Origin of the sequence: Halobellus limi (assembly GCF_004799685.1) — an archaeon.
Lineage (GTDB): Archaea > Halobacteriota > Halobacteria > Halobacteriales > Haloferacaceae > Haloquadratum > Haloquadratum limi.
Genome location: NZ_CP031314.1, coordinates 87,789 through 113,116, shown reverse-complemented (window position 1 = coordinate 113,116; position 25,328 = coordinate 87,789). Strand labels below are relative to the sequence as shown.

At 58.8% G+C, this 25,328-nt stretch carries 29 protein-coding genes; 12 read left to right on the top strand and 17 right to left on the bottom strand.

The genetic code is table 11. The features are described from left to right. The 4 genes from DV707_RS18030 to DV707_RS18015 all read right to left on the bottom strand — a co-directional run bounded on the left by DV707_RS18030 (position 1) and on the right by DV707_RS18015 (position 4,356). Entirely contained in the window at positions 1-1,287 is a 1,287-nt protein-coding gene (locus DV707_RS18030) for a hypothetical protein (protein ID WP_179204619.1), read from the bottom strand. 67 nt (positions 1,288-1,354) lie between these two features. Then, the gene (locus tag DV707_RS18025) at positions 1,355-2,257 is read right to left on the bottom strand and encodes a hypothetical protein (RefSeq protein WP_200820956.1); all 903 of its coding nucleotides are present in this window, start codon (positions 2,255-2,257) and stop codon (positions 1,355-1,357) included. Between the two features lie 106 nt (positions 2,258-2,363). Then, complete coding sequence (locus tag DV707_RS18020) at positions 2,364-3,908, bottom strand: hypothetical protein (protein WP_240728575.1); 1,545 nt, start codon at positions 3,906-3,908, stop codon at positions 2,364-2,366. 25 nt (positions 3,909-3,933) lie between these two features. Continuing rightward, on the bottom strand, positions 3,934-4,356 hold the full coding sequence (locus DV707_RS18015) for a hypothetical protein (protein WP_004594540.1): 423 nt from the start codon (positions 4,354-4,356) through the stop codon (positions 3,934-3,936). 139 nt (positions 4,357-4,495) lie between these two features. On the opposite strand from DV707_RS18015, the gene DV707_RS18010 reads away from it, so the two are divergent. After that, entirely contained in the window at positions 4,496-4,699 is a 204-nt protein-coding gene (locus DV707_RS18010; RefSeq protein WP_089649916.1) for a hypothetical protein, read from the top strand. Positions 4,700-4,719: 20 nt separating this feature from the next. Here the strand turns inward: DV707_RS18010 and DV707_RS18005 are convergent, their stop codons facing one another. From DV707_RS18005 to DV707_RS17985, 5 genes are all read right to left on the bottom strand, one after another. After that, positions 4,720-4,944 (bottom strand): hypothetical protein, encoded by a 225-nt coding sequence (locus DV707_RS18005; RefSeq protein ID WP_200820954.1) that lies wholly within the window; start codon positions 4,942-4,944, stop codon positions 4,720-4,722. A 183-nt stretch (positions 4,945-5,127) separates the two neighbouring features. Next, positions 5,128-5,502, bottom strand: coding sequence for a hypothetical protein (locus tag DV707_RS18000; RefSeq protein WP_089649914.1), 375 nt, complete (start codon positions 5,500-5,502; stop codon positions 5,128-5,130). 151 nt (positions 5,503-5,653) lie between these two features. After that, a complete protein-coding gene (gene xseB / locus DV707_RS17995) occupies positions 5,654-5,836 on the bottom strand; it encodes an exodeoxyribonuclease VII small subunit (RefSeq protein ID WP_089649913.1) in 183 nt (60 codons plus the stop codon). Between the two features lies 1 nt (position 5,837). After that, positions 5,838-6,890 carry an exodeoxyribonuclease VII large subunit gene (gene xseA / locus DV707_RS17990; RefSeq protein WP_103992916.1) on the bottom strand — a complete coding sequence of 351 codons (1,053 nt, stop codon included), beginning with the start codon at positions 6,888-6,890 and terminating at the stop codon, positions 5,838-5,840. Positions 6,891-6,965: 75 nt separating this feature from the next. Continuing rightward, entirely contained in the window at positions 6,966-7,133 is a 168-nt protein-coding gene (locus DV707_RS17985; protein ID WP_103992915.1) for a DUF1931 domain-containing protein, read from the bottom strand. Between the two features lie 134 nt (positions 7,134-7,267). Between DV707_RS17985 and DV707_RS17980 the strand changes: the two genes are divergently transcribed. Together DV707_RS17980 and DV707_RS17975 are read left to right on the top strand one after the other, a co-directional pair. After that, positions 7,268-7,564, top strand: a complete 297-nt coding sequence (locus tag DV707_RS17980; RefSeq protein ID WP_006183479.1) for a PadR family transcriptional regulator — start codon at positions 7,268-7,270, stop codon at positions 7,562-7,564. A 53-nt stretch (positions 7,565-7,617) separates the two neighbouring features. Further along, positions 7,618-8,505, top strand: a complete 888-nt coding sequence (locus DV707_RS17975) for a hypothetical protein (RefSeq protein WP_103992914.1) — start codon at positions 7,618-7,620, stop codon at positions 8,503-8,505. A 321-nt stretch (positions 8,506-8,826) separates the two neighbouring features. Here the strand turns inward: DV707_RS17975 and DV707_RS17970 are convergent, their stop codons facing one another. From DV707_RS17970 to DV707_RS17950, 5 genes are all read right to left on the bottom strand, one after another. Next, entirely contained in the window at positions 8,827-11,109 is a 2,283-nt protein-coding gene (locus DV707_RS17970; RefSeq protein WP_103992913.1) for a copper-translocating P-type ATPase, read from the bottom strand. A 131-nt stretch (positions 11,110-11,240) separates the two neighbouring features. After that, positions 11,241-11,438, bottom strand: a complete 198-nt coding sequence (locus DV707_RS17965; protein WP_004594582.1) for a heavy-metal-associated domain-containing protein — start codon at positions 11,436-11,438, stop codon at positions 11,241-11,243. Positions 11,439-11,584: 146 nt separating this feature from the next. Further along, a complete protein-coding gene (locus tag DV707_RS17960) occupies positions 11,585-11,980 on the bottom strand; it encodes a hypothetical protein (RefSeq protein ID WP_004594583.1) in 396 nt (131 codons plus the stop codon). A gap of 137 nt (positions 11,981-12,117) precedes the next feature. Further along, the gene (locus DV707_RS17955; RefSeq protein WP_004515576.1) at positions 12,118-12,393 is read right to left on the bottom strand and encodes a DUF7521 family protein; all 276 of its coding nucleotides are present in this window, start codon (positions 12,391-12,393) and stop codon (positions 12,118-12,120) included. 3 nt (positions 12,394-12,396) lie between these two features. After that, positions 12,397-12,747: an ArsR/SmtB family transcription factor gene (locus tag DV707_RS17950; protein ID WP_066419127.1), complete on the bottom strand. Its 351-nt coding sequence runs from the start codon at positions 12,745-12,747 to the stop codon at positions 12,397-12,399. 114 nt (positions 12,748-12,861) lie between these two features. Here DV707_RS17950 and DV707_RS17945 point away from each other — a divergent pair, with 114 nt between their 5' ends. Beyond that, positions 12,862-13,422: a DoxX family protein gene (locus DV707_RS17945; protein WP_103992912.1), complete on the top strand. Its 561-nt coding sequence runs from the start codon at positions 12,862-12,864 to the stop codon at positions 13,420-13,422. A 28-nt stretch (positions 13,423-13,450) separates the two neighbouring features. After that, positions 13,451-13,849: an SHOCT domain-containing protein gene (locus DV707_RS17940; protein ID WP_103992911.1), complete on the top strand. Its 399-nt coding sequence runs from the start codon at positions 13,451-13,453 to the stop codon at positions 13,847-13,849. A gap of 11 nt (positions 13,850-13,860) precedes the next feature. Here DV707_RS17940 and acnA read toward each other — a convergent pair whose 3' ends face one another. Both acnA and DV707_RS17930 read right to left on the bottom strand, forming a co-directional pair. Further along, positions 13,861-16,644, bottom strand: a complete 2,784-nt coding sequence (acnA, locus tag DV707_RS17935; protein WP_011222418.1) for an aconitate hydratase AcnA — start codon at positions 16,642-16,644, stop codon at positions 13,861-13,863. 71 nt (positions 16,645-16,715) lie between these two features. Then, complete coding sequence (locus tag DV707_RS17930; protein ID WP_049938510.1) at positions 16,716-16,913, bottom strand: heavy-metal-associated domain-containing protein; 198 nt, start codon at positions 16,911-16,913, stop codon at positions 16,716-16,718. Positions 16,914-17,047: 134 nt separating this feature from the next. On the opposite strand from DV707_RS17930, the gene DV707_RS17925 reads away from it, so the two are divergent. The 7 genes from DV707_RS17925 to DV707_RS17895 all read left to right on the top strand — a co-directional run bounded on the left by DV707_RS17925 (position 17,048) and on the right by DV707_RS17895 (position 23,930). Next, positions 17,048-17,638, top strand: a complete 591-nt coding sequence (locus DV707_RS17925) for an AsnC family transcriptional regulator (RefSeq protein WP_049938493.1) — start codon at positions 17,048-17,050, stop codon at positions 17,636-17,638. A gap of 94 nt (positions 17,639-17,732) precedes the next feature. Further along, on the top strand, positions 17,733-20,339 hold the full coding sequence (locus DV707_RS17920) for a heavy metal translocating P-type ATPase (protein ID WP_004594598.1): 2,607 nt from the start codon (positions 17,733-17,735) through the stop codon (positions 20,337-20,339). 17 nt (positions 20,340-20,356) lie between these two features. Next, entirely contained in the window at positions 20,357-20,581 is a 225-nt protein-coding gene (locus DV707_RS19410; protein WP_004594599.1) for a DUF7123 family protein, read from the top strand. Next, a complete protein-coding gene (locus DV707_RS17910) occupies positions 20,578-21,579 on the top strand; it encodes a DUF63 family protein (RefSeq protein ID WP_004594600.1) in 1,002 nt (333 codons plus the stop codon). Before DV707_RS19410 ends, DV707_RS17910 begins: the two co-directional genes overlap by 4 nt. Positions 21,580-21,607: 28 nt before the next feature. After that, positions 21,608-22,783: an NAD(P)/FAD-dependent oxidoreductase gene (locus DV707_RS17905; protein ID WP_011222414.1), complete on the top strand. Its 1,176-nt coding sequence runs from the start codon at positions 21,608-21,610 to the stop codon at positions 22,781-22,783. A 307-nt stretch (positions 22,784-23,090) separates the two neighbouring features. Further along, positions 23,091-23,636, top strand: a complete 546-nt coding sequence (locus DV707_RS17900; RefSeq protein WP_229772977.1) for a DoxX family protein — start codon at positions 23,091-23,093, stop codon at positions 23,634-23,636. Positions 23,637-23,642: 6 nt separating this feature from the next. Continuing rightward, entirely contained in the window at positions 23,643-23,930 is a 288-nt protein-coding gene (locus DV707_RS17895; protein WP_004594603.1) for a hypothetical protein, read from the top strand. A 264-nt stretch (positions 23,931-24,194) separates the two neighbouring features. Here the strand turns inward: DV707_RS17895 and DV707_RS17890 are convergent, their stop codons facing one another. Continuing rightward, positions 24,195-25,193, bottom strand: coding sequence for a universal stress protein (locus DV707_RS17890; protein WP_011222412.1), 999 nt, complete (start codon positions 25,191-25,193; stop codon positions 24,195-24,197). Between the last annotated feature and the right edge of the window lie 135 nt (positions 25,194-25,328).

The following is a 25,328-nucleotide window of genomic DNA, read 5'->3' as shown; positions in this document are numbered from 1 at the left end:
TTACTGGATGTATCGGGGCGGGTCGTCTCTCGACTCGCGATTCCGGTTCCGCGGCTGCGGGTCGCGGAGAGCCTCGTCCCGCTCGAACTCTCCGCTCCCGTCGTTGTCACCGCCATCCCCGCCAGAGCCGGTACTGGCGGTCGAGCCACCGCCGCCGCCACCGGAGCCGCCTTGCCCGCCGTCTCCGCCGCCGTCCGTAATCGCCTCGCGAAGACGGGAGCCGGTCGTGTTGAGGCGCTGGCCGGTCGCGTGCGCTCTGGAGTCACCGGAGTTCAGCACGTACTGCCCTCCGCTCTTGACCGCCGGCTCGTCGCGCACTCCACGGACGAAGTTCTTCCCGCCCTGCTTCGCCGACTGTAGCCGTTCCCGGCCTCTGGACAGTCGCCCACGAGCCTTCTGCGCCGAGACGTGCCGGGCGGCCCGATCGGCGATGAAGAACAGAGCCCCCGCCTGCCAGAAGAGGATGAACGGCGACGCCACGGCAACCAGCGGGATGATGAGCGCAGTCAGCCACGCTCCGAACTCGCCGGCAGATGGGCCAATGCTGGTCCCGAGGATATCGCCAAGCCGGAACAGAAGGGCGACTGGAACCGTCATAAACAGGAACGGCACGTAGAAGCCCGCGAGCTTCTTCATAAACTTCGAAGCCAAGGCGAAGGGACCGACTCCCGGAATCCAGAAGACGATGAGCAACGGCATCAGGAAGACGAACAGGTAGAGCGCGAGGTGACGAGCCAGGTAAATCAGACCGATGAGAACGAACAGGATGAAGTTCGTCGACAGGGCGACGACTGTGCCGAGGACTCCCATCGTCGAGAACGACAGGGTCTGGAAGAGGGTAATATCGGAGACGGAGGGCACAAGGAACCCCGCCAAAGCGTCCATAAACCGGAGCGAGAGGGCTGCGATCCACCACCACGACAGGATGCCGAGCAGCCCCGAGAAGGCTCGTTTCTTCAGCTTCGAACGATGGTAGCCATTGAACAGGTGGCTCGTCGACTCGAGGAAAATCACAATCCCGAGAGAGAGTCCATACAGCGTGAGGGTCAGCGGGATCATCGTCTCCCAATAGAAGTCGTAGATTCGAGGCCAGGCACCGTTCGAGGGAGCACTGAAGACAGAATCGGGATGTGGGGTTCCCACGACAGTTCGCAGAACAGCATCGCCGTGATTCTCGATAACCGTCCGAATAGGGCTGAACAGAATCCGGAGTAGTTCCTGAATCGCCCCAATGATGATATCACCGAGGGCACCACCGTCGCCGCCCCCGTCGCTTTGTGCAGCCACTGGAGCTGGTCCGAGAAGAAGTAATCCGACGAGACCCGCGACAGCCGAGACCACTCGTCGACGAACCCTACGCATCGTCACCACCACCAGGTAGTAGTTCGATGTCGACGTTCTTGCAGGGATGCTGGACGGCGGCCTGGTCATCGATATGGTAGCCGCCGGTTAGATCAGCGCGAATCGGCTGTTCAACATCACCGTGCGGGGTTTGGACGACTACGGTCAACTCGACAGAACCCCCCTCGCACGAAACCGAATCGTCGTCACTGATGATCAGCACTCCACGTCCCTTCAGGAATCTCTGCTCGGTGTTGGGCTGAAGGAACTCCTCTTGTGGATCCTGTGGACGTTCAAACCTCGTATCGGCGATCCCATCTCCTTCGATAACCTCCGGCGCATTCGAGTACGGGGCGTTTCGGAACCCAATATTGTAGACCCACGTCGGCCCGGAACCGGTGTTTTCCACCGTGATGAAGAGCCGACCAGTACTGTTCTGGTCACTTTCGTCGACCTCCGGCTCAACATCTACGACGCTAAGCTCCGGACGAAGCTCAATCGACATCGTATCCGAAGATTCGCCCCTAACAGCGACCAGTTCGTATTCACCGGTATCGTAGGAGCCGCCGGATTTGTAGAGGATCTGGAGATCTGCAGTCGTCGCCCCTTCCGCGACGGTGGTCTGTTCAAACGTGCTTCCGTCCGGGGCGATCAGATTGAGACGGTCGACATCGTGATCCTCAGCCAGCGTCACGACGAGGTTGGGGCCCGTGAATTCGACCTCCTCGAAGACGGAATCAGCGGGTGGGGACGACGTTCCTGTCGGCGATTCCGTCCCATTACCGGGGTTGTTTGTCCCCGAACACCCGGCGACGCCGGCGAGGAGAGCAGTACCTGACCAGGCTAAGAGACGGCGTCGGCTAATGGACCGCTCAACCTCTCGACCGTTGGATGCAGGATTGTCTCTGGTCATCATAGGGACCTCCATGGGGGCCAAATCCGCCACCCGGTGATTCGGTCGACGAAGAACACCGCAAGGAGGAACAGCGAGACCGGCACGCCAATCCGGAACAGCGTCGACACTATCTGGAGCACTGAGCCTTGCAGCAGCACGGTGTCCGAGTCACCGGTATAGCCGGGGGATTGAGCCACCAGTGACCCGGTTCGTATCGGGCCGACACACCGCCTAGGGGCCGTTCAATCGTCGTCGTAACGGTTCCGTTGCCGGTTGTGTTCAACCGCTGTCCGTTGACGACGACGTAGCCGTCCCGTTCGTTGGTATTGATTGGTGCGCCGGTATTCGCGTTCTGGAGGATAACCCGGACGGTGACGGTGTCTTCGGTCTGGTTCACCACCTCCAGGGTGAGGTTGCTCTCGTAGATTTGGATTCGAGCGAACTCATCGGCGGGCCGTTCCGCCTCGACACCTCTGACGAGGCCCCACGCACGGACGGTCTCGGGCTGTTCGTCAGCCGTGGCCCGCGTCGCGATGCCGTAGCTGGCCGTGTACGGCTCCGTGAGGACATCCAAGTGAACGTTCGACGGGAGCGTCGGCGGCGACGTCGACGTTCCGTACACGTCCAGTATCGTCACGTTCTGACGGGGCGACGGCGTCGGCCCCGTCTCAATGGGATACGCGTTCACTTGGAGTGGATGGAGCGGCGAGTGAGCAGTCCGCTGTCCATCGTCCGAGCTGTAGACCAGCGTATCCCAGTCCTTGTCTCGGGCCGAGTAGAACCGCCAGACACCCCGGACGTCACCGTTTGGCAACTGGTAGCCGAGCCACGGCTGGTTCTTGTAGACGACGAGGCCGAGGTCGCCGTTCGGATACTCGGCGATGAAGCCGGCGACCGCGAGGTCGTACTTCGTGACCTCGATGGAATCGGTCACCGTGACGTTCTCGGTCGGGTATGATACGGAACTCTCCCAGTTGGTGCAGTCGCCCTCGTCGTTGTGGGCAGTACAGGTCTCAACCTCCTTCCGAAGCCGAACCGAGATGTTCGCCTGGAGCGTGAGTTGGTGCTCCTCACCGGCGTACCCATCCAAGGAGTACGATAGCGCCGGCGTGTGAGACCCACCAGCCGTCGTCTCTTCGTCACCGTCGACGAGGAGTTTCGTCTCCTCGATCTGGTGGCTCTCGAGACTCCAGTAGACGCGCCGGTCGCCGGAAGTGTCGTCTGGCGGCACCGCAACCCGGTAGTCGACGGTCCCGCGGAGCGTTCCATCTGGGGCGACGTAGAGCGGCTGTCGCGACGGCGACAGGCGTGCTCGTGTGGACGGCTGGACGGCGAACACCTCGGTATAGGCTTCCTTGATGAACTGGCCGCTGGAGAGGTCGGCATCGGGCGGATGGATCGACACGGAGCTGTTCGTCGCCGGGAACTCCTGGTGGTCACCCCGGTTCCATTGCTCGACCGCCCGCGGGGGCGAATCAAACGGGACATCGGTCCCCTCGCCGAGCTGCTTGACTGCCGACCCGTTACTCAGGTTCGCGCCGTCGGTTGCGCCGTCCTGATCCCCCGACCACAGTTTGTGAAAGGTCTCCTCCGGGACGCCGTGGTCGGTACTGTTCGGGGGATGGGCGACCGCTGGAACGGCGGCTGTCGATGCGACGAGGACGGCGGACATGACGAGTGCGAATCCTGGTGCGTGGTTAGAATCCACAACTCGTGCCACCGACCACGATGTTGTTCAGGATGAACTGGACAATCTCCGTCCCGAGCGGCGCGACGATCACGCCCCACAGCAGACCCTGATTCCGGACCGACTTCATCTCCTTCTTCCAGTCCGACCGGCGGGTGAACGGGATCGCCACCGTCGCGCCGAGCGCGAGGACACCGCCGATGAGCGGGCCGCCGAACTGGATGATGGTGAAGATGTTCTGGATGGTGTCGGCCATATTGGAATCACAGAAGGCGCTGCCGGGATCCGACTGCGCGGCCGCCGTTCCCACGAACAGGATCAGCGGAAGGAGCGCCAGCAGAATCGGGCCGATGGACCTGTGGATGATCCGAATGACGGACGTCGATTCCTCAGTACTGGCCGGCGTCTCGCCGGAGGGGACCTTGGCACACATCGTTTGTGGGAAAGGATAGCACGACCAAAAGAGGTCAGAAATTTTGGATGAATTTGGAGTGGTTCAAAGTTCTCCAAGTTCTCTAGAGAAGTTCCCATTCTACGGGGATATATGCGACCACATAGCCTGAGTCGAACTAATGTCAGACGCCGATACAGCGCCCAGCACTGGTAGCACCGGCTCAGACGTCGACGACGATGTGACCCGAATCAATATGCGAATCCCTCAGGGGAAATACGAGTGGCTACAGAAGGAACTCGACTCCTTCACGAGCGATACGGCTCGATTTCAGTATCTCATCCAGTTTTACTCCGATCACAAGGAGGATGACGCCGACTGCTGATCTACGACCGACAGAGCGACTTAGACCTGCAGTGGAGCAACGATGAGGAGCGGGCAGTCCTCGCCCTCGAAATAGTACTGCTTTACCGTCGTCGCATCCTCGAACTCGTCCGCATCTTCGGGGAGGGTGATCGTGCGGGCGCTGCTGTGTTCGTGGATCGAGTAGATGCCGAGTTCGGAGAGGCCCTCACACTCGGCGGGATCCAGTTCTCTACTGACCGCCTCTAACCACGCTTCGACTGACACGGAGGGCCGGTCATCCGGGTCAGCTTCAGAGTGGTTACTGCGGGGACTCGCTTGTGCCATGATACATTTGCACATACTTGCGCCATATCTACTAAATATTGACGGCCAACGTATTTCTTCAATTCAGGTTATGTAACTAATGAAGAGTGTGTCTGACGCAATCCCAATACGTGTCAAGAACGGCTAGTGCGCCGCTTCGAGACAGGCCTGGATATCTCCACCTGTCGGGAAAATCAGGATGATGAGAGGAACGGCCACCAACGACCATCCAACGGGATCCAGCTGGGGGAGTGGATACGCTGAGAGATAACCGGCGATACCAACCACGACAAGGGGAGTATAGAGAAGAGTCGGAGCAACTGAACCGATCCGAATCGCGAGCGTGGGGGCGCTCGCTTCGTAGACCGCGTCGACGTATGGGCCTCGTCGATTCAGGCCGAATGAGACAGACTCCGCATAGAGACTGTGGACTGCGTAGTGAGCCGACTCGTGGAGTACCCAGGCGACGCCACAGGCCACCAGATAGACACCGAAGACCCAGACCGTCTCGTGTAGCATCGTAGCTCAGACCCGCACGTTTCGAAATGGACGAACCTCGTAGTTAAGCCTGCAGGCTGGCTCGGGGCGGACACAATCTTAACCAACAGCACAGCAGGCTACCGGTGAAGTGTTGGTTAAGGCTCTGGCGATTTGTCGACGCCACCGGCGGTCACTCGATCTCGATGACCTCGCCGTCCCCGTCTTGGAGCTGTTCCCGGATTTCAGCTAGCAGTTCCTGGCCCTCGTCGTAGAGTTCACGCCCGTCCTCGAGCGACACCTCGTCCGCATCGAGCTGGTCGATGATCTCCTCGACGCGGTCCATCCGGCGTTTGATGTCGGGGTCCTTCGCCATCTCAGATCACTCCTAACCAGAGAGCGGTGATGAGCAACAGCAGCAGGAGGAGGACGGCGATTGCGGCCTTGTAGTAGACCGGCGGAAGGCCCTCGGGGGCCGTCGCCTCCTCGACTGCCTCGGCCAGTTCCTGTTCGTGTTCGTGCTCCTGCTCGAAGGTCTCGTAGGCGGCCTCCAGTTGTTGCTCCAGCGGCTCGATCTCACTGGCGAGGAAGTCATTTCGGGACTTCGCGATGTACTCGCCGGCGGCAGTCGGCGTGATCGCGGCCATATCCGCAACCCGATCCGCGATCAGTCGGTCGTCAGTATGACCGATGGCAGTCACGATCGGCGTGTTCGTCGTGAAGATCGCTTCCGCGACCCGCTCGGTGTTGAACGCCTGGAGGTTCGAATCGCTCCCACCGCCCCGACCGACAATGATGGCGTCGACGTCCTCCGAGCGGTCGAGATGGTGAATGCCGTTCGCGATAGACGTCGGCGCGTTCGACCCCTGGACGGTTGCGTCCTTCACCAGGATGTCGACGGTGGGGTCCTGTCCGTGAATCGCGTTCTGGATGTCGTACCGGGCGTCTCCTCGAAGGGACGTGACGACGCCGACCCGCTCCGGGAACGCCGGCGGTTGCTGTTTCTGCTCGTCGTCGAACCAGCCACGCTCTTCGAGTTCGCTTCGCAGTCGCTCGACGGCAGCCGCCTGGTCGCCGTCGCCGACGACGATCACTTCCCACGGTTTGAGGTCGATTTTCCCACCTTCGACCCAGTAGTCGATATCGCCCTCGAGGATGACTTCGGTCCCGTCCTCGAGGTCAGCGTCCATCTCCCGGTAACGGTTCGCCCAGATCATGCAGGGGAGCTCGGCCTCGCCGTCGGTGAGCGTGAAGTAGAGCGCCGTACTGTTCTTGTGGAGGTCAGTGACCTCGCCGATACAGCGGACACCGTTGAGGGCAGGCGTGTCCTGGACGACCGACGCGATCCGGTCGTTCAGCTGTGACACGCTAAGGACCTCTCTCGCATCGGGTTCGACCGCCTGCCGTTCGGTATCCGGTGCGTCCGCCATCTCCGTTTTCTAACTTCTGAACAGGAACCTCAAAAAGCTACGTTCGAGTGCCGGGGTTGGCTGCGTTACGCAGGCCTACAGGTCGCGGGGCTGGACCGTCTTCCGGTCGTTGGCCTCAGCACGCTCTGCGGCGTCGTCGAGCAGTTCGGCGACCTCTTCGTTGAGGGCGTCGTAGAAATCTGCCGAGACGTTGTGCTCCGAAAGTTCGTCCTTCACGGCTGCTTTGACGATGAGGTCAGACATTCCATCGCGGACTTCTCTTGTCCACCATATAAAGGTTCGAAGTTCTCACGTAGTCTTCCTGGCCAGTCACGCCGAATTCGCCTCTGAGTACCAGAGAGAACATATGCCACCCCTCAAAAATAGGGAACAGGCAGATGCACGATCTAACTGGGTTCCAGCGGGATATCTTGTACGTAACCACCGGGCTCGAGGAACCACATGGGCTCGCAATCAAGGACGAACTCGACGACTACTACGAGCAGGAGATCAATCATGGCCGCCTCTATCCGAATCTCGACGATCTCGTCAACAAAGGACTGCTGGAGAAGGGTGAACTCGACAAGCGGACGAACGTGTATACGGTCACGCAACGGGGATTACGGGAAATCGAGGCGCGACGTGAGTGGGAAAGTCAGTATTTAGAAGATGTGAACGCACCCACTCCGTCGTAGAATCATTATAAAAACGGGACTGCTTTACCCACTTCCCACGAATCCACAGTAAGATGGCTCGGCTCGTCTTCTATCACCACCCACAGGCCGAGAATTTCTCACTCAAATATAGCTCGGCATCGGTGGCAGAAATCCTGTCTCAGCGAGAGCAATCCGACGAGTCGACAAAGCTCATCGGGTACCCCTTTGACACACCGGTCTATGTGCTCTACGAAGGCGAGTCAGAGATCGAATCTGCCCAAGAGGTCGACTTCGATCAGGAATGGCTGAGCGACCGTATTCGTGACCTCCCCCGTGCTGGGCAGGTTGTCGCATTCCGATTAGTAGAGTTGCTCGAAGCCGCGGTCGATGTTCGCGATGAGGATGAGTTCCGGCTCTACAAGGAGTTCGAACCGCAAAAGATCCAGCAGGCACTCGATCACGTCTCCTGGGGAGATCCACTTCCGATTGTCGCTGGAGAGGTGATGTCGAATTTGATCCTCCGACATTCCCTCCCAAATGCGAATCACCGAACTGGCATCGCGATGCTGCAGTTCTGTATTGAGAGTGTGGACCCGGATTTTGAGATGCCACGAACGCACGTCGACGACGATACCTGGCGAGAGTGGGTCAATCCCTATATTGTTGATTCTAAGCGTCTCATCACGGTCCGCCGGAACAACCTCCGTTTCAAGCAACTCGAAGAGCTGGACGTCGACCTCGTCGAACGGAAAGATGGGATCCAAATCCGGTTAGCCGAGTTCGAGCTGGATATGCACTGGCGAGAAGCCCTCACAGAGTATGCTGGGCAGCACGAATCCCACTGTACGGACTTCGCGCAGGCAGTTCTCGAACGAGCAGGACGGGACGATCTACTTGACCGTCAAGGACCAACGAAACAAGAGTTCATCACGTATCTGGAGAACGGACTGGTCGAACGAGACTTCAGAGAAATGTTTTGATCAGTCGCGAAGCTCGGCGACCGACTGACCAACCTCACGGACGTGTTCACTTCGCTCGAGGTCGAGTTCCTCGGCGAGGTAGTCAACCGTCTCTTCGAGGCTCATATCGGAATGAAGTCCGTCTAACGGTATAAACCTAGTGCTGGCGCAACAATGTCGCCCATCAGAGGAAGCGTCTGTGTATACCAAACTTCGCACCCCTCGGGATAACTGTGGAATCGGTGACCGCATAGCGATACCCACCGAAATCACGCAGTGTCGCCATTTGCTGTCCATTAACCGAACTCAATTGAAAGAAGCTCCGAAGCGATCGGGAGCGTTTCAGTCTGCAGGTTGTGCGTCAGTCGCTGGTGTCCCGCTTGGAAGCTCGGGGATGGACAGGTCCACGCGGCGGAGCAGCTGAGCGTTGATCGCGACGATTACTGTACTCAACGACATCAGAAGTGCACCCACAGCGGGGGACAGCAGAATCCCAATCGGTGCCAACACGCCTGCTGCGAGCGGAATCGCGAAGACGTTGTAGCCGGCGGCCCAGACGATGTTCTCCTGCATCTTCCGGTAGCTCGCCTTACTGAGCTTCACCAGCCGAACGACGTCCATCGGGTTGTTCTGCACGAGAATAACGTCGGCCGACTGGACCGCGACGTCGGTGCCACTCCCGATCGCAATGCCGACGTCGGCTCGCGTCAGCGCCGGCGCGTCGTTGACGCCGTCGCCGACCATCCCCACGAGTTTGCCCTGGTCCTGGAGTTCCTGGACTTTCTCGTCCTTGTCTTGGGGTAGGACCTCCGCGAACACCGTGTCGATGCCCAGTTCGTCGGCGACAGCGTTGGCGACGTCCTGGGAATCCCCAGTCAGCATCGCCACCTCGATGCCCAGATCGTGGAGGGCGTCGACGACTCGATAACTCTCCTCGCGGATCACGTCGGCCATCGCGAAGGCGGCGATCAGCTCTCCGTCACGAACGAGATACACCACAGTCTGGGCGTTCTGACCGGCCTCGTCAGCGAAGTGCTGGAGATGGTCGGGAATTTCGCTATCGAGTTGGGCCAACAGGTTCGGGCCACCGACGTACACCTCGTTTCCGTCGACATTCGCCCGGACACCCTTGCCTTTAATCGCCTCGAAGGCTGTCGCGTCAGGAGTAGTTACATCTCGCTCGTCGGCGGCCTCACGGATCGCTCGGGCGATCATGTGTTCGGAGTCACTCTCGACGGCTGCCGCCAGCCCGAGCGCGTCGTCCTCGTCAACGCCGTCGACGGTCGCCATATCCACGACGCCGTGTTCACCCTCAGTAAGCGTCCCTGTCTTGTCGAAGATGATGGCATCCAAGTTCCGCGCGTCCTCCATCGCAATTCGGTCGCGGACGAGCATCCCGTTGCGCGCTGCAAGTGAGGTGTTGATCGCGACGACCAGCGGGATGGCGAGCCCGAGGGCGTGTGGGCAGGCGATGACGAGCACCGTCACGACTCGCTCGATGACCGTCGCGTCGAACGAGACTGCGACCGTCCACGCAATCGCGGTCACGACTGCCGCCCCGAGCGCGACGTAGAACAGCCAGCCGGCCGCCCGGTCGGCCAACACTTGCGTCTTGGACTTGCTCTGTTGAGCTTCCTCGACGAGGCGCATGATGCCCGCGAGTGTTGTCTCCTCGCCCGTCGCACCGACGCGAACACGGAGACTCCCGTCGCCGTTGATGGTGCCGCCGATGACCTCGTCGCCAGGCTCTTTCGAGACGGGCTTGGACTCGCCGGTGATCATCGACTCGTTGACGTCGGAGTCACCCTCCTCGACGGTGCCGTCAGCAGGGACACTCGCGCCCGGCCGGACGAGCACGAGATCGCCTTCCGAGAGCTCACTGACGGGAACTTCTTCGGTCTCCCCGTCGTCGGTGATACGCTCGGCGGTGTCTGGCATCAGTTTCGCCAGTTCGTCGAGCGCGCTGGAGGCCCGCCGGACCGACCGCATCTCGATCCAGTGGCCCAGCAGCATGATGTCGATCAGCGTGACGAGCTCCCAGAAGAACGCCGACTGCGTCGGGAAGACCACGCTCGCGAGGCTGTAGACGAACGCGACGGTGATCGCCATCGAGATGAGCGTCATCATCCCCGGCGACCGATCTTTCAGCTCCGGTACCGCCATCTGGAGGAACGGCATCCCACCGTACGCGAAGACGATGACCGCGAAGACGGGGTTGATCCACTCGCTGCCCGGGAACGCGGGGACGGAGAACCCGAGCCACTCCTGCAGCATTTCGCTGTATAGCAGGACTGGGATCGACAGGAGCGTCGAGACGAAGAAGCGCCGGCGGAACATCTGCTCGTGGCCCTTGTGCATCCCGCCATGCCCCTCACCGTGGCCCTCATGGGAACCGTGGTCGTGTCCTTCGCCCTCGTGTCCAGCGTGCTCGTGCTGCTCGTCGAGCACTGTCTCACTCTCCGCAGCAGGGTGTGCCTCTTCTTCCAGTAGGTCCTGTTCTACCCGCTGCTCGTCCGACTCGGCGTCCGATTCATCCTGCTCGCCGTGTTCGTGCTGGTGACTGCTGTCGTCCTGCTGGTGTTCCCCTCCAGGGAGATTCTCATTTGTATCTTTGTGGTCGTCCATAGCCCATATTCTCTGTAGAGGTGGATCCGCTGGCCCCCTGAATCTTCCCCACTGAACTGTACAGCAGGACCAGCGTAGCGAAGCTTCAAAGACAACGGTTGGCCGTTGTCTCGGAGTGGTCCGCGCGATTCTCAGGCGTAAGCGGTGTACCCGGCGTCTTCGACGGCCTCCACGAGAGCTGTGACATTTGCCTCACCATCGACGCTCGCCTGTTCGCTCTCCCTGTCGACGGTCACGTCAGTCACGCCGGATACCTCTTCGAGGGCCTCTTCGACCGTCTGCTCACAGTGACCGCACGTCATGCCTTCCACGATGATCGTCGTCGTCATACAGGGATACACACGGCCTCCTCTCTTTAGCGGATTTCCCCTTCGATCATACTGATATCGTGGGGCTCAAACTTTAGATTCAAAGCGATACCTGCGGCCGTAACGAACTAGACATCGGATGCGCCAGGTGTCAATAGCGAGAAGGCTCAAGTATCGTTGTGACGCTCCCTGTACGTCTTCGCCGCTAAAAAGACATAGAGTGCGCCGATAGCCCGAATGCCCAAGCGGAATCGCTCGTTCCATTCTATCGACTCTGGACGCTCGTACAGGAACGCGGTGGCAAATCTCTGATACAGGTCGGGAAATAAGAGGACTATCGCGCCGAACACGCCGGTAAGATTCATCAGCAACGCGTATGCTCGCCCGTTAAAGAGTGAAAGCGCAGCTATCAGAACACCCTCCGACCGGACTGCTGGACGTATCCACCCTCTCACTGTTCCCTCGTCTGGATTCGAAATCGCGAGTTTCTCGAAGAGCTCGACGATTTCGTCCGGGAACAGCGCTGAGATAGCGCCGAGGACACCGACGAGTGTTCGAATCATACGATATGGTACGACCGATATGGATATAACTCCCACTGCGACGCTACACTATCGAGAACGAGGGGAGTCCGAACAGTAGCGGCTTCGAACCGGGCACGACGCGCAGAGGCCGCTTGTCGAATGGGCGTCCTGAATCCTTATGGATTCGGGGCATACAGGGCGTAGAGGATAGACAGCATCCCGGCTGCGGTGACGAGTGCTGCGACGAATCCTGCTTCGAAGATCGACACCTGGAGGAGTTCGAAGAGGACGCCTTCAAGGAGGCCGCCAAGCCCGACCAATGCGAAGCCGGCGGCGACGTACAGGAGTAACTGCGTGTGATGCCGTTGGTATCCGCGATAGGCCTGGTAGGCGATCACCAGCGCCAGGGCGGTCGTGAACAGCTTGCCGATGACGAATAACGTGTGTTCCATGAGTCAGTCTCCCCGCATTTCCTCGAAGATGGACGTAATCCGGTCGGCGGGGTCCGGCCGAACATCGATCTGCACGTCGAAGCCCTCTGCTTGGAGGAGTACTTCGACACGCTCGAGTCGCGCCTCGTACTCGCTGTAGTGCCGTCCGCCGGGGTCGACGTGCGTGTACTCCTCGAGGAGGCCCTGCTCGACGAGGCGGGTGACACGCCGCGAGACGGTCGGGCGTGACATATCGCATTCCTCGCTGAGCTCCTTCGCGGAGAGTCGGTCGGTCTTCGTCGCCACGAGGATGTCGCGGGCATACTCGTCGTCGAGCGTGGCGAAGATGTCCGACGGGTCGGCCTCCTCAGTCACACGTCCGTACTCGCTACAGGAGGGTAATATAGCCCGCCGGTTTTCTGACTCAGAACGCCGGCTCGCTATTATATCGTCTCTACCCACCTACTGATAGTTGAAGGTGCAATAATTATGTCCACACTCGACTCCGGCATGAACCAGCTCGAGAGCAGAGTCGGCGGCCTGACCGTCGGCGGGAAAGTCCACAGCCTCAGCGCGTGGTTCGTGCTCGCGCTCCGGCTCATGATGGGCTACGCGTTCGCGTACTCCGGGTTCACGAAGATCACCGGCGAGTTCGCCGCCGGCGGCTACCTGTCGAACGTCGCCGCGACGAACGGCAACCCGCTCGCAGGGATGTTCGCGTGGATGGGCTCGACGCCGTGGTTCGTTGAGTTCGCGAACGTCGCCGTGCCGTGGGGCGAGCTGTTCATCGGCCTCGGCCTGCTCGTCGGCGCGTTCGTCCGCCTCGCGGCGTTCTTCGGCGCGCTCATGATGGCGATGTTCTACTTCGGCAACTGGGACATGGCTCACGGCTTCATCAACGGGGACTTCGCGTACATGCTCGTGTTCCTCGCGGTCGCCGCGTTCGCCGCGGGCCGCATCCTGGGCCTCGACCAGTACATCGAGAACTACGACGTCGGCGGCGAGACGCTCGTCGAGCGCTACCCCGCCCTCGAATACATCCTCGGCTAACCACGCCGAGACCTTTGGGAGTACAACAATGCAAAATCCAATTCAAGCACGCGGGATTCGTTCTCTGGGACTCATCGTCGTCGGAGCGCTGGCTCTGGCCGTCGTCGCCGGAATGGCGCTAACACACGCGACTGTCCCAGATGCAATGATGTGGGGGTGGCACGACGGGATGTGGAACGACGGCCACATGGCCGGATGGGGTAGCTGGGGCTGGGGGATGATGCTGTTCGGGCTCCTGTGGATGGCACTTCTGATCGCCCTCCCAGTCTACGCCGTTTACTGGCTGACAACGCGGTCCCCTACGGACGGCCATACTGATGACAGCGCACTCGCTGTTCTCCAAGAACGGTACGCTCGTGGCGAAATCGACGACGAGGAGTTTGATCGCCGTCGCGCCCGCCTGGTGTCCGACGACGATCGTTTCTGACCGCGTTGGTGTTACTGTCTGAGGAGGCGTCTGAGGACGTAGTGGAGGATTCCGCCGTGTTCGATATAGGTTACGGCGGCCGGCGTGCCGACCTGTGCTGTGACCGGGAACTCGACAGTCGACCCGTCCGCACGCTCGGCGATAACGGTCAGTTCGTCCATCACGTCGAGCCCGTCATCGAGGCCGTGGATCGTGAAGACCTCCGACCCATCCAGACCGAGAGATTCCCACGAGTCGCCATCATCGAACTGCAGGGGAAGCACACCCATGCCGACGAGGTTGTCGCGGTAGATGCGCTCGTAACTCTCGGCGATGGTTGCGCGGACACCGAGCAGGTCCGTTCCTTTCGCCGCCCAGTCCCGGCTAGACCCAGTTCCGAACTCCTCGCCAGCCATCACGACGAGCGGTATCCCCTCGTCCCGATAGCGGCGACTGGCTTCGAACACCGTGGTTTGTTCGTCGGTCGGGTGGTGGATCGTGTAGCCACCCTCGACGTCGTCGAGCATCTCGTTCTCGATTCGGACGTTGGCGAACGTCCCCCGCATCATCACCTCGTGATTGCCCCGACGTGCGCCGTAGGTGTTGAACTCGTGTGGCTCGACACCGTGATCGAGCAGCCACTGACCTGCGGGGAGGTCGGGACCGAACGGGCCGGCTGGACTGATGTGGTCGGTCGTAACGGTATCGCCGAGCGTCAGTAGACAGCGTGCGTCCTCGATATCGGCGACGCCGGGTTTCTCTACCGGGAAGTCCTTGAAGAACGGCGGTTCACGGATGTATGTCGAGTCCTCATCCCACTCGTAGACGTCACCCGTGGGCGCGTCGAGAGCAGCCCATCGCTCATCGCCCTCGAACACGGAGGCGTACTTCTCCTCGAACATCTCCGGAGAGACGTTCTCGTGGATTGCGGCCTGCACGTCCGCTGCGTCCGGCCAGATGTCCGCCAGATAGACTGGGTTACCCTCATCGTCAGTGCCCAGCGGCTCGTGTTCGAGATCGATGTCCATCCGCCCTGCGAGCCCGTAGGCGACGACGAGCGGCGGGCTCGCGAGGTAGTTCGCGCGGATCTTCGGGTGGATACGCGCCTCGAAGTTCCGGTTCCCGGAGAGAACGCTCGTCGTCCAGAGGTCGTGGTCGTCGATTGCCTGCTCGATGGGATCGGGAAGCGGCCCAGCGTTACCGATACAGGTGGTACAGCCGTAGCCGACGACGGCGTACCCGAGCTCTTCGAGATACGGAAGCAGCCCCGATTCTTCGAGATACTGCGTGACGACACGGCTACCCGGTGCGAGACTCGTCTTGACGTACGGCGGGACGTCTAGGCCTTTCTCGACGGCGTTCTGGGCGAGCAGTCCAGCAGCGATCATCACCGACGGGTTCGACGTGTTCGTACAGCTCGTGATGGCGCTGACGAGGACGTCTCCGTGTCCGATTTCGACCGTCTCACCGTCGAGGTCGACCTCGACACGTTTGGTTAACGGGTGCAGTTCCGATTCGGGTTCGACCTGAACGCCACCGTCGGTCTCCGCATCAGCTGCACCACCCTCACCGAGCCACCGCTGCAAGGCGTCCTCGTCGACATCATCGAGGTCGTCCTCGAACTCCCCGTGGAGAAGTCCCCGGAAGCTCTGTTTCACGTCCCCCATCGGAATCCGGTCCTGTGGCCGCTTGTGTCCGGCCAGACTCGGTTCGACTGTCGAGAGGTCGAACTCGACGACCTCAGTATATTCTGGTTCCTGTTCCCCGAACAGCCCTTGGGCTTCGAGGTACTCGCGAACGAGGTCGACGTGGTCGGGATCACGCCCGGTGAGTTCGAGATACTCGAGCGTCTGCTCGTCGACCGGGAACATACTGATCGTCGAGCCCTGTTCGGGCGCCATATTGGCGATCGTGGCCCGGTCGGGGACTGTGAGATTCTCCACACCGGGACCGAAGAACTCCACGAACCGGTCGACGACGCCGACCTCGCGGAGTCGTTCGGTGATGTGGAGCACGAGATCCGTAGCCGTCGCGCCCTCGGGTAATTCGCCTTCGAGACGGACGCCGACGACCTCGGGGAGTTTCATCGTGACCGGTTGACCGAGCATCGCCGCTTCCGCTTCGATGCCGCCGACGCCCCAACCGACCACACCGATGCCACCGATCATCGGGGTGTGGCTGTCCGTGCCGACGAGCGTGTCCGGCAGGAGCCAGTTCTCGCCGTCTTGCTCGCGGGCGTGGACGACCCGACCCAGATGTTCGAGATTCACCTGGTGGACGATACCGGTCCCCGGCGGGACGACGTTGAAGTTCTCGAAGGCGTTCTGCGCCCACTTGATCGCGCGATACCGTTCGGCGTTTCGCTCGTACTCCAGTTCGACGTTCTTCTCGTAGGCGTCCTCGGAGTCGAAGTAGTCGACCTGGACGCTGTGGTCGATCACGAGATCAATAGGAATCTCCGGTTCGACCAGGGTGGGATCTCGGTCTTTGCGGTCGACCTCGGATCGAAGGGCCGCCAGGTCGACGACTGCGGGTACACCGGTGAGATCTTGCAGGACGACTCGTGATGGAGAGAACGGAACCTCTGCGTCCGGTACGTCTGGCTTCCAGCCAGCAGCATTCTTGACATCCGCTGCAGTAACAGTTTCGCCGTCGGCGTTCCGGAGCACCGACTCAAGCAGAATACGGATGCTCACAGGGAGCGTGTCGAGGTCACAGAGCCCCTGCTCTTCGAGTGCTCGAAGATCGGCCATCTTGTACGTCGTCCCGTCGACGTCGAGCTCGCGGACGGCATCGAACGGAAGTGTATCAGTCATAGTATCTACACCTGGGATTGGCAGTCGTATCAATCCCTCTCCGAATCCGATTCGACGAGAATCGGGATTTGTTACGCAGAGGCATCGTATCCAGCGTCTTCGACCACAGTCACAAGCTCATCCCGTTCAGCGGACCCCTCGACCGTCGCGGATTCTGAGTCACGATCCGCAGTAGCGGACGTAACCCCCTCAACTTCTTCGAGTGCCTCTTCGACGGTCTGCTCGCAATGTTCACAGGTCATTCCTTCGACGGTGATTGTCTGAGTCATATCCATTCGTAGATAGGGGCGAGTATTCTATGTGGTTTTCTGCTTAGAATCCAATGTTGTCGCAGCCCTAGATCACCGATTTCGAAGGTGTGTTGTGGGCAACAATAATGTATCCTGCGAGACGAAGCGGTCGTATGCGCGATTTGGATGAAACCGACTTAGAAATCCTCTCGTTACTCGCTGATGACGCCCGCCGCCCGTTCAGCGATATTGGCGAGGAGGTCGACTTGTCGGGGCCAGCCGTTTCTGACCGGGTAAAGCGATTACAGGAAGCTGGCATCATTAACAACTTCACGATTGACGTCAACCGGGCTCATCTCCGAGCTGGTGTACCGGTATTTATTCAGGCCGAAATCGGCTCAGCGTCGTTGGAGGCCGCCCGCGAGCGGGCTCGAGAGTCAGATGGCGTTGAACACGTCTTCACGACCTCCGAAGGAGATCTTTGGTTCTATGCCCGTGTTGAAGCCCAGAACGTACGTCAGTGGGTAGATGGACTCTTTAACGAGATCGATGTAGCAGATTACACCGTCACACTAATTGACGAGCTTGAATGGACGCCGTCCGTTGATGGCGTCGAATTTGCACTCACCTGTGCTGAATGTAACAATACCGTTGATAATCAAGGTGAAACGACGAGAATCGACGGAGAGATCTATCACTTCTGTTGTCCGTCCTGTCTCACACGGTTCGACGATCGGTATCAGCGACTCGAAGAGGGAGCGTAACGCTGTCTTTGGAATCCAAATTTTCCTGCAGTCGAAACCCCGCCTCTCGAAGCAGTAAATCGCCTAAACCTAGACCCCGTATAGTAGAACAAGCATGACAAGCCAAACAATCCATCTTGATATCACGGGAATGTCCTGCGCCAACTGTTCGGCGACGATCCAGGACACTCTCGAATCGCTCGACGGGGTATCGGAGGCGGATGCGAACTTCGCCACCGACGAGGGTTCCGTCACCTACGACCCTGAAGAGGTATCGCTCAAAGAAATCTACGACGCGATCGACGAGGCCGGGTACGGCGCAGTCTCTGAGACGGTAACGATTGCCATCTCCGATATGACCTGTGCCAACTGCGCCGAGACCAACCAAACCGCTCTTGAAAATATTCCGGGCGTCGTTAATGCGGAGGTCAATTACGCAACCGACGAAGCACAGGTCACCTACAATCCTGCGGAAGTATCTATTGGTGCGCTGTACGATGCTATCGAGGAGGCTGGCTACTCGCCCGTCCGCGAAGATGGTGCCGACGAAGAGTCGGGCCAGGACGCACGAGATGCCGCCCGTCAAGCCGAAACTCGGAAACAACTCAGGTTGACCCTCTTTGGGGCAGTGTTATCGGCACCGTTGCTCTTCTTCCTCATCGACAATTATCTGCTCGGTGGCGCGATCGTCCCTGAAGCCGTCTTCGGTGTGGAACTTGGCTGGGTTGAGTTCCTCCTCGCCACGCCGGTACAGGCGATCCTCGGCTGGCCGTTCTATAAGAACTCGTACAAGGCGATCGTGAAGAACGGCCGCGCCAATATGGACGTGCTGATTGCGATCGGTTCAACAACGGCCTATCTATACTCTGTGGCAGTCCTTGCTGAACTCATTGCAGGTGGACTTTATTTCGACACGGCAGCCCTCATCCTCGTGTTCATCACGTTGGGTAACTATCTCGAAGCTCGGTCGAAGGGCCAAGCGGGTGAGGCCCTCCGAAAGCTCCTCGAAATGGAAGCCGAAACGGCGACCATTGTCCGCGAGGACGGCAGTGAAGAAGAAGTTCCACTCGAAGAGGTCACAACTGGTGACCGGATGAAAATTCGTCCAGGTGAGAAGATTCCCACAGACGGTGTCGTTGTCGACGGTCAGTCTGCCGTCGACGAGTCAATGGTCACTGGCGAATCTGTGCCTGTCGAGAAAGAGGAGGGCGATGAGGTCGTCGGCTCGACGATTAACGAGAACGGCGTCCTTGTCGTGGAGGCGACGAAGGTTGGAGAAGACACGGCCCTCCAACAGATCGTCCAGACAGTCAAGGAGGCCCAGTCGCGCCAGCCCGACATCCAGAATCTCGCCGACCGCATCTCCGCGTACTTCGTGCCTGCGGTCATCGCGAACGCCCTTCTCTGGGGTGTCGTCTGGTTCCTGTTCCCCGAGGCTCTCGCTGGCTTCGTCGACTGGCTCCCGCTGTGGGGTCAGGTTGCTGGCGGCCCGGCCCCGGTCGGTGGGACCGTTTCAGTCTTCGAGTTCGCGATAATTGTCTTCGCGTCCTCGATCCTCATCGCCTGTCCCTGTGCGCTGGGGCTGGCGACGCCCGCAGCGACGATGGTCGGGACGACGATTGGTGCCCAGAACGGCGTCCTGTTCAAGGGCGGTGACATCCTCGAACGCGCAAAAGACGTCGACACGGTCGTCTTCGACAAGACGGGCACCCTCACGGAGGGTGAAATGGAACTCACCGACGTGGTCGTCTTTGATAGCGATGGAAATGTGGTGACTGACGGTGGCGAGCCGACCCCAGATGGTGGACAGCTCAGCACCCGTGAGCGCCTCTCAGAGGATGATGTGCTTCGACTGGCGGCGATAGCTGAAAGCGGCAGCGAACACCCGCTCGCCCGTGCAATCGTCGAAGGGGCCGAAGAACGCGGCCTGGACGTGACTGAGCCTGACGACTTCGAGAACGTTCCGGGCCACGGGATCAAAGCAGTCATTGGTGACAGCGAGGTGCTGGTCGGCAACCGCAAGCTGCTGCGGGACAACGGGATCGACCCCTCTCCCGCTGAGGAGACGATGGAACGCCTCGAGAACGAGGGGAAGACGGCGATGCTGGTCGCCTACGAGGGGGAGCTCGTGGGTGTGGTCGCCGACGCCGACACAGTGAAGGAAAGCTCCAAGCAGGCTGTCACAGCACTCCAAGAGCGGGGAGTTGACGTGATGATGATTACGGGCGACAACGAGCGAACTGCCCGTGCGGTCGCTAAACAGGTGGGTATCGACCCGAAGAACGTCCGCGCAGGAGTCCTTCCTGAGGACAAGTCCAACGCGGTCGACAGTATTCAAGACGAGGGCCGGCAGGCGATGATGGTCGGTGACGGCGTCAACGACGCTCCGGCACTCGCGGTCGCACACGTCGGGACAGCAATCGGCTCCGGCACCGACGTCGCCATCGAAGCTGCAGACGTCACGCTGATGCGAGACGACCCGCTCGACGTGGTAAAGGCGATCCGAATCTCAGACGCGACACTCCAGAAGATCAAACAGAACCTCGTGTGGGCGCTCGGTTACAACACGGCGATGATTCCGTTAGCGTCGCTCGGCCTCCTCCAGCCCGTGCTCGCTGCAGCAGCAATGGCGTTCTCGTCGGTGTCGGTGCTGACGAACAGTCTCCTGTTCCGGCGGTACACCCCCGATCACGACTACAAGCTCTTCGGATTTCTTCGCTAACCGTCACCTCTAGATCAATGTCGAATATTTCCCGGCACACGGTTCGAAGGTACCTCGTCGAGACAGCCAGTAGCGAACCGACATACCTCCGGGCTCGCGAGATTGCCAGCGACCTCGACGGATCTCCCAAGGCAGTCGCGCAGTATCTCAGCCAGCTCCAGGACGAACTCACAATCGTTTCACTCGAACAGTGGGGGCGCTCGAAAAGCACGACGTGGCGATTGGAGGTGAACGGGTCGTGAGTACTGTCACCCGCCGCGTCGAGACTGTCCTTCCGGAGACCGGCTCACGCGAGTGGTGGGCGCTGTACCTGCTGGCCCCGCTCGTCCTCCTCGGTGGGGGCATCCTCGTGTTTCCGACGTTGGTCTACGACCGGTTCATCTGGCAGTATCTCTGGGGACCAGTCGTCGCCGATGCGGCCGGTCAGCCAGTCACGCACGAGGGGGTTCGTGCTGTCCAGGGCTACAACGCGGTGAACACGGTAATCTACCTCGCGGCAGTCGTATACAGCCTCCCCGGACTACGTGCGTATCTCGACCAACTCGACGTCACGTTCGACGCACGACTGGCCTACGGGTTCGCTCCGATCATCATCGCAGGTGGGGCGATGCGCGCCCTCGAGGATCTCGGGCTGCTCGGGGACTACGCGGTGTGGTTCATCACGCCATCGATTTACATCGTCGTCACCGCTGTCACCATCCTCGCGCTCGGTGTCGGTGCACTCTTGCGTGACCAAAATATCGGATCTATCCCGCTAACAGTCGGGCTCGTCGGGTCGGTGTGGGCTGTCGGGGCCGTCTGGTGGGCTGTTTGGCACGGCCTCTCGACATCGACCCCACTCCGCCTATGGGTTCCTGTCGCGACGACGGGGATAGCGCTCGGCGTAACCGCACTCTACTACTGGGGCGCGAGTTTCGTCAATATCACACACCTTCGACACCCGCTAATTCTGCTGGCCGTTTTCGGCCAGTTGTGGGACGCTGCGCAGAATCTCATCGGTGTGACGTTCCTCGGCTACTCCCCAAAGCTGGTCGTGACGAATCTCGTGTACCAGGCGACTGGATTCTCCGGATCGACGTTCGTGCTGAAACTCGTCGTGACTGTCGGCATCGTGTGGTATCTCGCCGATGCGAAAGAGGAGATGAATCACACGTGGTGGTGGCTTATGACGTTCTTCATCGGAGCGATCGGACTCCCGATGGGCGTTCGTGGGTCACTTCGGATGCTGTTGGGAGCTTAACGATGGCCTCAAAGATTGGCAAAAACCGATGACACGAACGTCCAAAATTGCGGTAATAGGTGGAGGGATGGCCGGGCTTGCAGCAGCTGCTGGATTCGACGACGCTGGATTCGTCGTCGAACTATATGAGCGGCAGTCCTACGATAGCAAACGCGTTAATTGCGGAGAAGCGATGACAGCGGTATCGAAGATCCCACTCGAGCCGACTGTAGAGAACGGCTTTCTCAATCCGCTGCCAGCGATGGAAGTGGAGGTGTATGACGGAATCGACGCCGATCGCCACCGCACTGGAGCCGGCACCTTTCCTGCTGCGGATACATATATAACGGACCGAAATGTCGTTGAGCAGTCCTGGGCAGAACAACTCTCAGAGAAGGGTGTTGACATCCACGAAAACCAGTCTATCACACGGACAGATTTCCACGAGTTCACCGATGAGTATGATCTCGTCGTTGATGCAACCGGTCAGCCATCACTCTCTAGTAAAGCGCTCGGAACAACCAACGAGTATTCAGGATATATGGTAGCGCTTAACAGTGATGTCGAAGGGGACTTCACCGAGTTGTACCCGAACAGCCGGATAATTCTGGAGAACTATACAGGGTACTCGTGGGCATTCCCGAAGACATCGCAACGAGCCAACGTTGGTATCGGCTGGACGGTCAGTGACCGGCCTAGTGATTATATGAAGGCATTGAGGGAAGCCTGTAAGCGGAATGGGTGGCCAGTCCCGTCGCAGGAACGGACGAACGTCGCAATCATTCCCGAGGGACCCAGTCTCGATCCCGACAGAACCTATCTACCGGAGCATTCCGTCGTACGGGTTGGTGATGCTGCGGGGATCGCAAACCGACTCACTGGAAAAGGAATTTCACAGGCCGTTGAATCGGGATTCTTGGCCGCAGAGTTGGCTAACAGCGGCCAATTACACAATTTTCCTGACAGTTTATATCAGAGGATGAAAACGGAGTACATTTTCGCCACAGTTGTGAGATACTTTCTTGAAACTCGTAATCCCAAGGTTCTGGGAGCAGCAATTCGTGCCGCTGCCGGGATCGATATTGAAGACGTTGACCGGTCTCCGAGTACAGTTCTACTGCGTCTCCTCCGCCACCCTGTTTTGTTTGCCCGTATTTTCTCGAGACGACGAGTTTTAAACCGTGTCTATGGAGGAATGACTAACCAATGGGAGTTGATTAATTGACATCCGCTCGAGTTAAATTCTCAGAATCTGTTAGCTACTGGGAGGATCGGTAAGTACAGAGGATTAAATCAGCAAATGGAGTCCCTCAAGCGAATTTTCCGAGATCCAGAATTCGGTGGGCTCGGCTTCATCAGTGTTCCCGCTTACACGCCCCAGCACACAATCAGTCCGTAGAGGGTGACCGAATTCCTTCTTGAGAATCATCCAACTCACCTCGGATATCCGCGTTCCTGAAATGAGCCCCGACTCTTAGAAATCACGAACACCATCAATCTTTTTTACTACATCTGACAAAATCAGCCGTGAGGTGAAGTATGCCATGTCAACTCAATCCATCCGTACGAATTTTCTCGGAACCGAGACGTCGTTCTCGGTCTCGGGAGCCTGGTTGTCGTATTGGATCCTGCTGCTCCGGCTGACCGCCGGGTGGTGGATGCTCCACGCTGGCCTTGACAAAATCTGGGCGTGGCCCTTCGACGCCAGCTGGTTCGTCGGCGGAGCCGCTCAGGGCACGATTCTCGCCCCCTTCGTCACGCCGTTCAGCGACGGCATCCTGTTGGCGTTCGTCAACGTGGCGGTACCGCTTGGGCAAACCGCCATCGGTCTCGGGCTGATACTCGGTGTCCTCACGAGGACCGCCGCCTTCTTTGGTGCCTTCATGATGCTGTTCTTCTACTTCATCAACGGCTACGGTGGCGGCTGGGCCAACGGTATGGTCACGGGTGAACTCCTTGGGATCATGGTCTTCGGAACCATTGTGGCACTTGGAGCGGGCGGCGTCCTGGCAGTCGATAACCGCCTGCGTGAGATGGAACTGTTCGAGAACACGCGATTACGGAAACTCCTCGGGTGACTACCAATGAGTGACTTATCAACGGCAGACCAAATCGCCATGTACGTCGGCGGTGGCCTGGTTGTCTTGGGCGTCGTCGTGATCGGCCTGCTCGACATGCTACTGGGAGCCGGGCACCCAGTCGATAGCGAGGGAGCAATCGAACACGCTGCAGTGGTCCCCATCGACATTAGGGCGGGCATCATCCTGCTCGGCTTGGTGATTTGGGGACTCGTCGCCGTTTACAAGTTTGCCGCAGGGTCGGCACCGTCGGGATCGACTACGGGCCAAACCCCATCCGGCATGGACGACTAGTTCAACAACTCAGTCCGTGGAGCCATTTGCCAGTTAACTTTTCGCGTTGCTCGCACTAACGTCCATCTGATGCACCTAAACGTGAAGACAAACACGATTTTTAGGAGTAGCCCTGTCGTTTCTTGGTTTTCCTTCTGGTCAGTACGCGCGCTTTATTCAGCAGAACGAACTTAACACTCTTTGGTTTGGTAGAAGAAACGGGGATTAATACGCAATTAGAATTTCCGAATTTAAGACTGAAATTAGTATATTACAAATAATATTTCAATATAGCCTTGACTTCCGATTCTGGTTTGTCTTTCGAAGAAAGGTGTACGGGTGTTTTTTCAATTCAGCTGTCCTTCGGTTAATCGTTAGAACGGGGTAATCTGCTTCCTCGATCACTTGAGCTGCGACGCTTCCCTGTAATAGCCGACGAATGCCAGTCAATCCTCGTGTCCCCATTGTAACAAGGTCGATGTCAGTCACCTCAGTGTATTTGAGAATCTCCTGCTGAGGTTGACCAAATCTCAACGTAGTTCGGACAGGAACGTCCAAGGTCGCTGCCTTCTCCGTAATGTCCTCCAAGAGCCGAGTTCCCCGCTGTTCCCAAGAGTCAGTGACCTCTTCCCACGTGAATCCAGGCCGACTCGAATAGGACTGTTCGGAAATGATAAAAAGTCCATGTAGGGTTGCATCATACCGTTTAGCAATTTGTAGCCCATGTTTGAAGGCCACAGATGCCTCGTCGTATCCATCCGTAGGCACGAGAATATCTGTGAACTGACTAGTAGATAACTCTCCTACCGGATCAGAGGGATCCATATCAGGTATCGTCAAGACAGGAAGAGAGATATTTTGAATGATGTGGCTGGAGACGTCTCTCCGGAGAATTCGTGCTAATCTAGTCTGTGTAGGTTTCTGGTGGACAAGCAAATCGATATCATTCTCCTCAGCGTATTCCCGAATAACACCTGGAGAGTGCCCACTATCCACTGCTGGTATCACATTGAGTCCGAGCGAGTGGGCCTGATCCACCACGGGTTCAATTACCGCTGCTGCGTCCCATTCCTCTTGTTTAGTGACTTGATCGGATTCCACCTCCGTGCGTTCCTCATCTTGAATATATAACACGTGGAGAGCCGCATCATACGTTTCTGCAAGTGATAGGCCATATTGGACCACTGAGTCCCTTATATCAGCTCCGTAGAGTGGAATGAGGATCTGGTTGTACAGGTTGATGTCCGCACCTTCTCGAACTTCTAGATGGCTGGGGGAGTTCATACATATCTATACGTAACGACGATTTACCGTGCTTTCTGTTAAGAATCGAAACCGGGAGAACAGTCTCTGGGGTGGTGACTTGAGGCTTTTATCGCAAGTAACTCGCTATAGCACGTCTATTTCGAAAAGAGTGGA

Bases quoted from the DNA above. Each gene is read 5' to 3' on its own strand.
- DV707_RS18025 (WP_200820956.1), bottom strand. From the start codon at position 2,257: ATGATGACCAGAGACAATCCTGCATCCAACGGTCGAGAGGTTGAGCGG.
- DV707_RS18020 (WP_240728575.1), bottom strand. From the start codon at position 3,908: ATGTCCGCCGTCCTCGTCGCATCGACAGCCGCCGTTCCAGCGGTCGCC.
- DV707_RS18015 (WP_004594540.1), bottom strand. From the start codon at position 4,356: ATGTGTGCCAAGGTCCCCTCCGGCGAGACGCCGGCCAGTACTGAGGAA.
- DV707_RS18010 (WP_089649916.1), top strand. From the start codon at position 4,496: ATGTCAGACGCCGATACAGCGCCCAGCACTGGTAGCACCGGCTCAGAC.
- DV707_RS18000 (WP_089649914.1), bottom strand. From the start codon at position 5,502: ATGCTACACGAGACGGTCTGGGTCTTCGGTGTCTATCTGGTGGCCTGT.
- xseB (WP_089649913.1), bottom strand. From the start codon at position 5,836: ATGGCGAAGGACCCCGACATCAAACGCCGGATGGACCGCGTCGAGGAG.
- xseA (WP_103992916.1), bottom strand. From the start codon at position 6,890: ATGGCGGACGCACCGGATACCGAACGGCAGGCGGTCGAACCCGATGCG.
- DV707_RS17985 (WP_103992915.1), bottom strand. From the start codon at position 7,133: ATGTCTGACCTCATCGTCAAAGCAGCCGTGAAGGACGAACTTTCGGAG.
- DV707_RS17980 (WP_006183479.1), top strand. From the start codon at position 7,268: ATGCACGATCTAACTGGGTTCCAGCGGGATATCTTGTACGTAACCACC.
- DV707_RS17975 (WP_103992914.1), top strand. From the start codon at position 7,618: ATGGCTCGGCTCGTCTTCTATCACCACCCACAGGCCGAGAATTTCTCA.
- DV707_RS17970 (WP_103992913.1), bottom strand. From the start codon at position 11,109: ATGGACGACCACAAAGATACAAATGAGAATCTCCCTGGAGGGGAACAC.
- DV707_RS17965 (WP_004594582.1), bottom strand. From the start codon at position 11,438: ATGACGACGACGATCATCGTGGAAGGCATGACGTGCGGTCACTGTGAG.
- DV707_RS17960 (WP_004594583.1), bottom strand. From the start codon at position 11,980: ATGATTCGAACACTCGTCGGTGTCCTCGGCGCTATCTCAGCGCTGTTC.
- DV707_RS17955 (WP_004515576.1), bottom strand. From the start codon at position 12,393: ATGGAACACACGTTATTCGTCATCGGCAAGCTGTTCACGACCGCCCTG.
- DV707_RS17945 (WP_103992912.1), top strand. From the start codon at position 12,862: ATGTCCACACTCGACTCCGGCATGAACCAGCTCGAGAGCAGAGTCGGC.
- DV707_RS17940 (WP_103992911.1), top strand. From the start codon at position 13,451: ATGCAAAATCCAATTCAAGCACGCGGGATTCGTTCTCTGGGACTCATC.
- acnA (WP_011222418.1), bottom strand. From the start codon at position 16,644: ATGACTGATACACTTCCGTTCGATGCCGTCCGCGAGCTCGACGTCGAC.
- DV707_RS17930 (WP_049938510.1), bottom strand. From the start codon at position 16,913: ATGACTCAGACAATCACCGTCGAAGGAATGACCTGTGAACATTGCGAG.
- DV707_RS17925 (WP_049938493.1), top strand. From the start codon at position 17,048: ATGCGCGATTTGGATGAAACCGACTTAGAAATCCTCTCGTTACTCGCT.
- DV707_RS17920 (WP_004594598.1), top strand. From the start codon at position 17,733: ATGACAAGCCAAACAATCCATCTTGATATCACGGGAATGTCCTGCGCC.
- DV707_RS19410 (WP_004594599.1), top strand. From the start codon at position 20,357: ATGTCGAATATTTCCCGGCACACGGTTCGAAGGTACCTCGTCGAGACA.
- DV707_RS17905 (WP_011222414.1), top strand. From the start codon at position 21,608: ATGACACGAACGTCCAAAATTGCGGTAATAGGTGGAGGGATGGCCGGG.
- DV707_RS17895 (WP_004594603.1), top strand. From the start codon at position 23,643: ATGAGTGACTTATCAACGGCAGACCAAATCGCCATGTACGTCGGCGGT.
- DV707_RS17890 (WP_011222412.1), bottom strand. From the start codon at position 25,193: ATGAACTCCCCCAGCCATCTAGAAGTTCGAGAAGGTGCGGACATCAAC.